6 protein-coding genes are annotated in these 11600 nt (G+C 50.8%); 1 reads left to right on the forward strand and 5 read right to left on the reverse strand.

The features are described 5' to 3' along the window. Positions 1-31: 31 nt before the first annotated feature. The 5 genes from ACO0LD_RS22345 to ACO0LD_RS22365 all read right to left on the reverse strand — a co-directional run bounded on the left by ACO0LD_RS22345 (position 32) and on the right by ACO0LD_RS22365 (position 9987). Positions 32-898: a FecR family protein gene (locus ACO0LD_RS22345; protein ID WP_423010377.1), complete on the reverse strand. Its 867-nt coding sequence runs from the start codon at positions 896-898 to the stop codon at positions 32-34. Continuing rightward, a complete protein-coding gene (locus tag ACO0LD_RS22350; RefSeq protein ID WP_423010378.1) occupies positions 867-6971 on the reverse strand; it encodes a filamentous hemagglutinin N-terminal domain-containing protein in 6105 nt (2034 codons plus the stop codon). Before ACO0LD_RS22350 ends, ACO0LD_RS22345 begins: the two co-directional genes overlap by 32 nt. A gap of 18 nt (positions 6972-6989) precedes the next feature. Then, on the reverse strand, positions 6990-8591 hold the full coding sequence (locus ACO0LD_RS22355) for a ShlB/FhaC/HecB family hemolysin secretion/activation protein (RefSeq protein WP_423010379.1): 1602 nt from the start codon (positions 8589-8591) through the stop codon (positions 6990-6992). Positions 8592-8998: 407 nt separating this feature from the next. Beyond that, entirely contained in the window at positions 8999-9592 is a 594-nt protein-coding gene (locus tag ACO0LD_RS22360) for a hypothetical protein (RefSeq protein ID WP_423010380.1), read from the reverse strand. Beyond that, complete coding sequence (locus ACO0LD_RS22365; RefSeq protein WP_423010381.1) at positions 9592-9987, reverse strand: DUF6404 family protein; 396 nt, start codon at positions 9985-9987, stop codon at positions 9592-9594. Before ACO0LD_RS22365 ends, ACO0LD_RS22360 begins: the two co-directional genes overlap by 1 nt. 408 nt (positions 9988-10395) lie before the next feature. Between ACO0LD_RS22365 and ACO0LD_RS22370 the strand changes: the two genes are divergently transcribed. Then, the gene (locus ACO0LD_RS22370) at positions 10396-11544 is read left to right on the forward strand and encodes an acyltransferase family protein (RefSeq protein WP_423010382.1); all 1149 of its coding nucleotides are present in this window, start codon (positions 10396-10398) and stop codon (positions 11542-11544) included. Positions 11545-11600 lie beyond the last annotated feature (56 nt).

Genomic DNA, 11600 nt, shown 5'->3' on the forward strand with positions numbered 1-11600 from the left:
GCCGCCAAGGCAAATCCTGTTTGCGTATCAACTATCTTACTTCGCAAATCAAACTGCCTGACTTGCTTTCATTATTGGCATTATCCTGATTCAGGCTCACCGGAAAGCTACCCGGTGGAGAGAATTGCATGCCGGGGTTGTTAGGTAAAAGAATAGGTGGCCTGCTGAAGCTGATGGCAAAACCAAATTGCCCGGCAGTGACATCCAGGTTACCTGCGTCATTCCGCAGGAAGATGGTGCCATCCAGAACTTGCACATACAAACCAGGAGCACGCCCTGTTCCAGGATTTGGCGTCTCATTTGCAGCAAGCTGCAATGGCTGTATCGCCGTAACCGGAACCTCAATATCACTGCGCACCGCATTGCCATCCTTCGCAGATGGCAACTGTAATGCTGCCGTAGTTGCCAGATTGTAGGCAGCCAGATTCGCTTCAGGTGGGACATATTCGGCAATGAAAATTGTGCCACGTATCCCTATCGATGCGGTTGGTGTATTCAGGCCAAACCTTTCTTTATTACGCTTGCCCAGCAAACCTGTGACAGCACGCAAGCCCCCTTTGATCAGGGTCATGGTGAAGCCGTCATTATTGGGTTTGTCTTCTTCAAAAGAGAACTGGTCTATCTTGATCTGGGTATTCGGACGCAAGACGATTTCGCTATTGTCGGCAAACTTGATACGGGCATAGGTATCTTTCTCGGCAATCAGGGTGTCGCCCTGTTCTATGCCGGATTGCAGGGACAATATCTTTACCGTGCCATCTGCTTTTTTTGCGATCAATGGCCCGCTCAGATGGGTCACCGTGCCAGCAATCTGCGCGGCAAAACTCAGCGCGCAGCTCAGGCACAGTGCCGCAATAAAGAAAAACTTAATTGCAGTAGAGTTTTTTATCTGTAGCATTTTTTAATACTCCGTTATCCCTGGTGCCGCCAAAACTGCTTCTTTGCTCGAATCTGGTTTCCCTGCCGGAATCACTGCCACCAGTGTCAAAGAAGCTATTCGGATTACTGATAGCATTAGTCATAAACAAGGTAGAGCTGACAAAGTTATTCAAGGCAAAATTAATTGAGTTATTCAGGATATTCCCGGTCCTGAGATCACCGATAGGCAAGACCAGCGTGCAACCCAGCAAAGCTGGATTGACTGCGCACTGCGCCTGGGTTGGCAAGACCGCAGCACAACCAGGCAAACCCGGATTAGCCGCACAACTAGCCAGTGCGGGCAAAACGGCAGAGCAACCTGGAGTCGACGGATTAGCAGTGCATGTAGTCAGGCTAGGTAACACAGCACTACAACCAACTGTCAGCGGTGACCCGACGCAAACTGCAAGACCAGGTAACACGACGCTGCAACCAGGCAAACCAGGGTTGGCGATACAGGCATTCAAACCTGGCAGAACCGCAGAGCATCCTGCAGTTGATGGGGTAGCGGTGCACACTGCCAAGGTCGGCAACACGGCGCTGCAACCTGCTTGCGCTGGATTGGCGGTACAACTTGCAAAACTTGGCAAGACAGCAGAACAACCTGGGGTAGCCGGGTTCGCCGTACATGCTGTCAAACTTGGCAAGACGACGCTGCATCCTGGCAGGGTTGGCGCTGCAGTACAAGCCGCCAGCGTAGGCAAGACATTGCTGCAACCTGCCAGTGCAGGAGTGGCAATACAGGCGCTGAGGCTAGGCAAGACCACGCTGCAGCCTGGCAAACTTGGTGTAGCCGTACATGCAGCAACAGATGGCAAGATAGATGAACAACCGGCCAGACCAGGGTTGGCGATACAAGCTGTCAAGGTCGGCAGAACAGCACTGCACCCTGGCAAGGATGGGCTGGCCAGACAAGCCGCCAGACCAGGCAGGATGGATGAGCAACCCGCCAAAGCAGGATTGGCAGTACAGGCAACCAGAGTTGGCAAGACCACGCTGCAACCCGCCAGGGAAATATTGGCGACACATGCTGTCAGCGTCGGCAATACATTGCTGCAACCAGCCAGCGTCGGTGTGGCAATACAGGCACTCAGGCTAGGCAAGATTGCGCTGCAACCCGGCAAACTGGGGCTGGCAGTACAAGCTGCCAATGTTGGTAATACAGCACTGCAACCAGCCAGGCTGCTATTGGCTATACAGGCAGACAAGCTAGGCAATACCGCAGAACAGCCAGGTAAAGTCGGGCTGGCAGTACAAGCAGCGATGGATGGCAAGACTGCCGAGCAGCCAGCAATATTTGGCGATACCAGGCAAGCTGCCAACGCAGGCAAGACCACGCTGCAGCCTGGCGTACTCGGGCTGGCAGTACATTGCGTCAGGCTAGGCAGAACAGCACTACAACCAGACTGGCTGGGGTTACTGATACATGAATTCAGGCTAGGCAAAATTGCACTGCAACCAGATATGGAAGGGTTGGCCAGGCAGGATGACAAACTAGGCAAGACTGCACTGCAACCTGCGATATTCGGATTGGCCAGGCAACTGCTGAGACTAGGCAAGACATTCGAGCACCCAAACAGCGAAGGATTAGCGATACAAGAACTCAGGCTGGGCAGCACTACACTGCAGCCAGCCAGGCTAGGATTGGCCTGACATGCCGCCACGCTAGGTAAAACTACGCTACAACCCGGCAAATTAGGATTGCTGACACAGGCAGCCATGCTGGGTAAAACTGAGCTGCAACCAGGTGTCGCCGCGTTGGCGATACACTGATCCAGCGTAGGCAGTGGCGCATTCTGGAATGCTTGCTGGGTCACCGTACCACCGCTGACGTTACCAGAAATCAGGATGGCATCACCAGCCTTGAGCAAGATATTGCCACTGGTGGTGACAGAACCGGTAGTACCTACAGTCAGCTTGTCGGCAGTACTACCGCTGACACCAGCTTCCAATGTGATATTGCCACCATTCGAACTGGCGACCGTACCATTCACCGTCAGGGGGCTGTGTGCCACCAGGCTGATATTGCCTGCCTTGGTGCGTACTGCATCTGCACTGTCCAGCGTGATTGCGCCGATATTATCGATCAGGATATTACCGGTGCTACCAACCGCGCTTTGCTGCACATTGCGGATATTCAGGGCACCGGTATTTTTGATGTTGATATCAGTATTAGCCCCTGTGTTATTCGCCAGCAGGACAGGTATGCTGGTTTTCAAACCAGTGCCTTGTCCTATGCCACCGTTGGCTGTTGCGTCCAGTGCCCCGGCACTGAGTATATTGCCTGTTACCTGGGTAATTGCCCCGTTGGCTGCAGCCAATGTGGTAGTGCCGCTGCCGCTGTTGACATTTGCCCCCAGCGCGATATTGCCGGAGTTGGCCGTCAGGTATAAGTTGCCGGTAGTAGCGATACCAGCCAGGCTGTACGTGCTTGAACCATTAACACCACTTAAAGTAGTGACATTGATACCCTGGGTATTTACCAGGCTCAGACTGGTATTGCTTTTAGCCGCCAGATTGGTAATCACGTTAGAGCTATTCAGCGTGATGCTGTTACCGGCAACCAGGCCAAGATCCTGTACTGTAATGGGGTTGACCTGAGTAATATCGCCACCGCTCAGCAAACCTATGCGTGTCGTCGTCAGATGCTTGATATCGGTGATGGCACTGGTATTGGTATCGGTGATGCCAACGACAGAAATGGAGCCAGATGCATTGCCTGCATCGCCACTGCCGATCGCTATATTGGCGGCGCTGACCTTATACAGGTTAGTCACACTCAGGCAAGGTGCCGATGAGCATGTGCCAGAACCGACCGTGATTGCACGCCCTGTTGTAAATGGACGTACACCAAAGTCACCGGCAGTGATGCCACCAGGCCCGCCAAGTACCAGTTGATCAGCAATCAGGCCAACTTTGCCTGTACCTGCATTGACATTGTCAGAAACCGTCAATGTGCCGGTACCTGAACTGACAGTTACTGCCTGATTATTGGTCGTAATGCCAGTGATGGCAGCGAGATTGCTGATAGTCAGATTGCCAGAATTAAACACATTCAGGCTACCGCTACCCAGACCACCAGGATTAAGGTCTGCGGCTAGTGAACTGAAACTATTGCTGGTATTGGTCAGATTGACTGAGCCTTTGGTTTGCAAGGCTAGGCCACTACCTGTAATGGCATTACCCGCTGCCTGACTGATACCGGAAGCGGAGTCGGACGTGAGTTTAATGGTGGACGGACTGTTAATACCGCTATAGCCATCTACAGTAGCAATATTGATGGGATTGCTAGAACGGTACAAAAAACTACCGGTGCTGGCCGAGCCAGATACAACACCAATAAAATTAGCTTCGCTCAGGTTGACGCTATAACCACGTGCCTGCACGGAACTGGCACCATCGATGGTAGCACCAGGCTGCTGAGAAATAGTATTGCCAGAATTTAAGGTGAGGGAGGTATTTACATTCTGCAATGCACCACCTGCCCCAGAACCCATGACACCTTTGATGTCGATACTGGCACCACCCATATTGCCAATTTTAAGACGTGCAGCGGTGATATTATTCAATTCGCCAGCAGAAAGTTCAAGCGTACCCGAATTCAGATTAGTGGCAACAGTTGCCAGATGAATAGTGCCACCACCATTCATATCCAGCGTGACGGCACCACTACCGGCATTGACCGTGCCCAGCAAATCCATCTTGTCTGATTTGAGCGAAATCGCAGCGCCGGAACTATTGATCTGCGTGCCTGCTGCGGTACTGGTCATGGCATCAGCATCTGTCGCCAGCAAAGTAATGCTGCCACCAGCACTATTAATATTGCCACCTGCATTCAAGCTGATACCACCCTGACCGTTAATGCTGATCAAGCCATTATTGGTGAGAACAGGTGCGTTGATTTGCGTTGTAAAACCGCCAGGAGAACTCAGGTGTATCGCGCCACCTGAAGTTTGCTGTTTAACACCGTAGCCAGTTCCACCTACATCATTGATGACCAGGTTGGCGCCGATACTGGCGATACGGATATCACCGCTACCAGTATTAAGGGCATTCAGTTTGGCAGCCTGCACACCCATGCTATCAGTAGATATATTGCCATGCAAGCCACCCACGGCACTCAGCTTCAAATCTTTGGCATAGATGATGCTGCCGTTTTGCTGCGTAATATCCGCACCTGTAGTAATCGTGACATTGCCATTGGGCGAAGAATTACCACGTGCATCTATACCACCGGTACCGACATTGATAAAGCCCGTGCTATTGACCAGGACATCGCCACCAACACCAACCGCACTCGGTGTTGTTTGCAGGGTTTTGAATATGGTGTTGCCGCTGGCACTGGTACTGATCTGGCTGCCGTTGCTGGTGAGCCTGGCCACCACGATATCGGCAGTCTGCGGTGACGAACCAGTACCGGTTTGCAAGGTTATGGTGCCCGTACCATTGGTCTTGATTTCCAGATTTGGATCTGCAGCCGTCAGGTTAATGCCGCGTGTAGCACTGACATCAGTAGAGGCATTACGCGTTCTTAAAGTAATGTTGGAATTGTTTGGCAACGATATCTGGCTACCAAAAAAAGTACCGCTGGTGTTAATAAAATTTGTCGCCTCCAGCACGATATTCGTACCGGGAGTCAGCCCCTGGAGTTCTGATTGATAGACAGTGGTTGGGCTACCGTCAGCAAAATTGATGGTACCTATTGCCGAACCCTGAAATGTACCTGTGCCATCAGAGGCACCATCACCAGTTCCCCCGGCGATGGTAATAGAGGCTGGGTCGAGTAATAAAGTACCGCCCTTGCCTTTTGCTGAACTGACATCAACTTTCGCATGGAAATCCAGGTTTTGTTTGCCCGATGTTTCTACAAAACCACCATTCCCGCTTTGCAAACCACCACGTGCTGAAATACTGCCGTTCACCCGCGTGACTTCATCAGACCAGACGATGACCTTGCCACCATCGCCGGTTTTAACAGCATCGGCGCTGATTCTGGCATCGCTGGAGACAAAGGCACGTTTGGCATTCATGATGGACGGATTATCGCCATGATAATCACCACCCACCAGAACCTGGCCACCACCAGTGTCACCACTGGCATCCACCTGTGCATTTCCAGCCAGCGCTACGCGTTGTCCGAGCACTTGTATATCACCGCCCTTGCCTTTGCCTGTCGCTGTGGTGGTGCTGCCAGCGTCGAGTATCGTATCCTGGCTGGCTTTGAAATAAATTTTGCCATTCTCACCGACCACGGCGCTATTGGCGCTGACCAGGCCACGCTGGCTGATCAAACCACCATAAATGCCGACCTTGCCCCCCTGGGAAATGACTTGACCCAGGTTGACTGCCTGATCAGCATCGGCGCTGACCACCACATGCACATCAGGGTTGGCCGAATCCACCAGTTTCACCGAGCGCCCTGCCGCCAGCAAGACCTCACCTTTGGGTGAAGTAATGATGCCGCTGTTTTCTACATCAGGCGCAATCAGGTATACGTGACCACCGGATGGTGTCGTGATTGCACCCTGATTGCTGACTTTGCCAGCGACTGTGCCTGCATTAAAATTCAGCTTGCCTGACTTGAAATCAGTATCGGTCATGCCCAGGCTGGAGACAGTCAGTCCATTCACATCGACTTGCGCCCCCTTGCCAAACAGGATGCCATTTGGGTTAATCAAAAACACTCGTCCATTGGACTGCAAGGCACCCAGAATCTGGGTCGGATTTTGGCCTATGATACGGTTCAATACCGTGCTGCTTGCGCTCTCTTGTATGAAACGGGTAGTCTCGCCGGCATTGATGAAAAAATCCTGCCAGTTGATAATGGCGCCCGGTGTATTGGTAATTGTAAATACCTTGCCGTCCTGATTGAAAATCACCTTGCCATTGACGATTTGCGGACCAACAGGATTTGCATAAGCCAGACTGGCAACAAGACCTGTACTAAAGCAGGCTGCCAGCAACACTGGCATAAGTTTGGGCAATAGTGTTTGCCTCAGGTTCGGTCTCAATACAGATTCAGATTGAGCGAACATATCGATTTCTTTTCTCATGCTCTTCCTCATCCATCATTAATAGTTGACGCCTAGCCTGACATGCAAACGCCTGTCATCTTTGCTCAATTCATCCGGTGCATGCAGGGACTTGCCGTAGTCCATCTGCAGCGACATCATGCGCGACATGGCCAGCCTGATACCTATACCTATGCTGGAAATGGAAGCTGAACTTTGTTCCCCAGGCAGCGCCTTATTGCGCGATAGATGGGCGGCATCATAAAAACCAAGTAACTGACATTGGGTAATACTGGTACTAAAACCTGCACACAAGTTGGGTGTATAAATTTCTGCACTGACCAGTGTGCCGTAGTCATTGGCCAGCGCACGCTCAGTAAAGCCGCGCACGCTGCTGGCACCACCGGCACCAAACTGCTCACCGGGTACCAGGCTGTCCCTGGTGTATTGTCCGCTGAGCATGAGCTTCAATTGCCAGGCTGCCGGCAAGACCTTGCTGTAACCAAAACCATAGCGCAGGATGCTGTATCCTGCCGTCGCGCCGCTACGCACTCTCTGGAAATCTTCAGTCTTGCCCTTTTCACCGCCAGGCAGGTTGTGCACTGCAGTCACATAGGCATTGGCATCGCCCGCAGTTGAATTCAAATTGGCAGCGTAGCTGATACTGATGGGATGGACGGTGACATCATTACCCAGTTGTATGCCCTGCAAGGCGACATTATTCTTGAAGGCCTTATAGTCCCAGCCAAAACTCAGGCGTGAATCAAAATCTTCGCTACGGCCCAGATTAAAGTTATAGCGCCCACCGACCACAGAACCACGGCCACTGACATTCAAGTCAAAGATACCTGCTGCGACTGAGCCGGAATCAACATTCGAATAACTCGCATACAGATCCACACTATCACCCAGCTGATACAGAGGCAGATGGTAGCCAACACCAAACACTGCATACTTACTGGGTTTTTGCAGCGTGGTTGTATATTGGAGGCTGAGTACATCGTCACGCCCGCTGACATTGGCATGCTGGAACAACAAACCCAGATGTGACTTGCCAGTATTGCTGTCACCAGCATTGTCAAGATTAGCCCCTACAGCCCAGGGCTTGCTGTCGGCAACGTTCAGGACGGCATTGACTTCGCCTTCCTTGCTTGCAGTCTCGAATTGCAGACTGGTTTTCTTGGCTGGGTTTTCATTCGCTGTCTTTAAACTTTCAGACAGTTTTTTAATATTGGGCGTATCACCTACGCGCAATTGCGGCAGGCTGCGTTTGATATTGTCGCTGTCAAAATGGCGGTTACCCTTGACGCTGACACTGGCAATGCGCGCCTGTATGACGATAAACTTGACGACACCCTGGTTCAATTCCTGCTCAGGCAAGACCACTTGCACCAGACTATAGCCTTTCTGGTGATAGGCTTTTTCCAGTGCTTCCAGCGCCCTTTGTACATCGGCAAAACTGCGGCCCTTGCCTGTATAAGGTGCCAGCAAGCTATCCAGGGCTGTGGCGGTCAGTAAATTATTACCCTTGACATCATAACGACTGATATCAAAGCGCCCGATGACGCTATCGGTATCTTGCGCCGCCAATGGCTGGCTAAGTCCCAATGCCATGGCGAATAGCAGGCTGAGGGTAAGACGGGATTTGACGTGCTTGTTCATCAACGGTCTCATACTAAGATTTCCCAGTTACTGAGTCGTGCTATACCAAGTTTTTCTGTGTGCGGAGCGATGTTGGCCTCCTCCATCGTGCTGATTTGTGCTGATATTGCCAGTCGACTTCTATTTTTGTATCGAATTCTGTGCTGAAGATGCGCGCAAAAAAATGCGGCTGAAATGTCTGCTTACAAATGTTTTTTACAAGTATCCTGCAATCCAATACGCACTACAAGCACTATGTTGTTAATTCAGACATGGTGTCTTATTTTGCATTCGGGAAATTTAAAACTGATGACTTAAAAGCCAAGTTAAAGCAGAGAAATGTGAATGTGAGATGTTTTTAGCGTGTGAAATTTGAATGTGAGAAATTTGAGCTTGTGAATTTGAGCTTGCGAATTTGAGCTTGCGATTCAGGGGCGGGTAATACGGCCTTTCAGCTTTCCGTCTTTGCTTTCAACAATACGGTCGAATTCATCAACACTAAAGCTACGGGTGATCGTCAATGAAGGACAACACATGGCGTCGCGGGAAGCCATTTCCTTGCCTTTCAGGGTCACAGTACCCTGTTTGATGCTTGCACTATTAAAATCAAAGGAGCGCCAGCCGCGCTCACCCAGTTTGGTGACTGCTACCAGTAAATATGGTCGATTACGCTTACCTGCAACTTCAAATTGCTCCAGTTCGGTAAAAAAGGCGATAAATTCCGCATGATGGTTAGCGCCGCCATATCCCTCAAGATTAAACAAGACTACGGCATCATTCTTATGGTCATCGAAAAAATTCCCATAGACGATACGTGCCGGGTTTTCGCTATGGGTTTCGGCAATGCCATCGCCAAACTGCGCTATCAGTCTGGTCAATTCGAACTGCATTGCTGCCTGCTGTGCCGCCGATGCGGTGACTGCGGCCCCTGCTTGTGGCGATGCCGCCTGCGCAGTAGTTGCAACTCCTGCTGCAACTAAAGTCAGGCTAAATAACAATGATGACAAAAAATGTTTCATCATCAAACTACCGTATCCGGTTTGAATTCTTGCCAGGATGGCAGTCCATGCTTGCGTTTGCCATAAGCGTAATAACTGGCTAGCGCCAAGCCAAACAAAATACCGGCAATCAAAGCCGAATTCAGCATGGCGGTAGCCGACATAGTCGTTTTGGACCAGACAAAAAAATACATCAACGCACCCCAGGCGATTGCGTAAAACGATCCGGTGAACAGTGCGTTTTGCCAGAATTGGGCAAAGTGTGGCGGCGGAATATCAAAACCCATGCGCCATAGCAGACGCAAGTAAGGCGGGGCATAATTACTACGCATGATGCCGGTCTTTTCCAACAGCTTCAATGCCGCCTGGCGTTTGTGGTCACGGCTGTTTTCACGATTATTTGATTCAGTGGTATTCATCTGTCTGCTTATCAAGAAAAAATATTCAAGTGAGAATCTGAATGCTTGATTTGCAAACAGGCATTCAAGAAAACAGTATTTCAATAATAGATTATATGCAACTTAACCCCTGCTTAGAACTTTCTCAGCAGAGATAAACGACAAAAAAAGAAATGCTTTCAAGCCCAGCCCTCAAGCGCTCTGTTGAAAATGTTGATTTACAGAAAGAAAACCAAACGCATGATCAAGAGAGGATAACCTGGGCTTATATCTGATGAATAAAAAGTCAATCGCAGTAAACTGGTATTAGTGTCTATGATGTACCTAATCCTTCTTTCCTCGTTGGATTACTCTCATGACTCCCCCAAGACGAACGAGATTTCCAAGGGCGCGCAAGCGCCCTTTTTTTCAGCCCATCTTGTCAGCGCGATGAATAAATCAAGATTACTGTCACTCGATGCATTTCGCGGCTTCACCATCGCCAGCATGTTCCTGGTGAATAATCCGGGTGACTGGGGGCACTTGTACCCGCCGCTTGAACATGCGGCCTGGTCAGGCTGGACTTTTACTGACTGTATTTTCCCATTCTTCCTGTTCATCGTCGGCATTTCGCTGCATATCTCGCTGCATCAGAAATTGATGTCTGGCTATGCCCAAGGACAGTTGCTCAGGCAAACTGCTAAACGTGCGCTGTGGATATTCCTGATAGGTCTGTCGCTCAACCTTATCCCTGGCTTTGATTTCCAGTCGGTACGCATCCCTGGCGTTTTACAGCGCATCGCTCTATGTACTCTTTTGGCGGCACCCATATTGATTTATTGCGACTGGAAATGGCAGGCAATCTGGGCTGGCATATTCATCGCCCTGTATTCCATACTCATGCTGGCCATACCTGTACCAGATGCTGACGGAGTCTGGGTCAGGGCCGCGCTGGAACCAGGGCGCGATGCCGGTGCCTGGCTGGACCGGCTCTTGCTCGATGGGCATCTATGGAAACGCGCAAAAACCTGGGACCCTGAGGGCTTACTGAGCAGCCTGCCCGCTGTCTGCTCTGTGATCTTTGGTGCCTGGGCCGGGCGCTGGCTCAGTAGCAGGCAGGATACCGCCACGAAAACTGCGTGGTTCTTTGCCGCAGGCCTGGTCTGCCTGGCAATAGGCCTGGTACTGGATACCTTGTTCATGCCCATCAATAAAAGTCTGTGGACACCGTCTTACAGCATCTTCATGACAGGCTGGGCGCTCATCAGCTTTGCCTGTTTTTACTGGCTGCTGGATGGCAATCCGTCAGCCATGCTGAAGCATTCCATGGCAAAGCTCTGCCATCCCTTTGTCATGTACGGCATGAATGCCCTGTTCCTGTTCACCCTGTCTGGCCTGATTGCCAAAATGCTGGGATTTATTCATGTAGATCAGGCTGACGGCAGCAAACCCAGCCTGCATGCAATTATCTATGCACCGCTCCAGGCTTTACCCATCAATGCGCTGAATGCATCGCTACTATATGCAGTGCTGTTTAATCTATTGATGTTGCTGATTGCCTGGGCGATGTGGAAGAAACGCTGGTTTGTCAAAGTGTAATGCAGTAGCATCTCAGGTCTTTCGCACTTAATTGCACGTTAATAGTCCCGGCTTAT

Origin of the sequence: Undibacterium sp. Ji83W (genome assembly GCF_049340385.1) — a bacterium.
GTDB lineage: Bacteria > Pseudomonadota > Gammaproteobacteria > Burkholderiales > Burkholderiaceae_D > Undibacterium.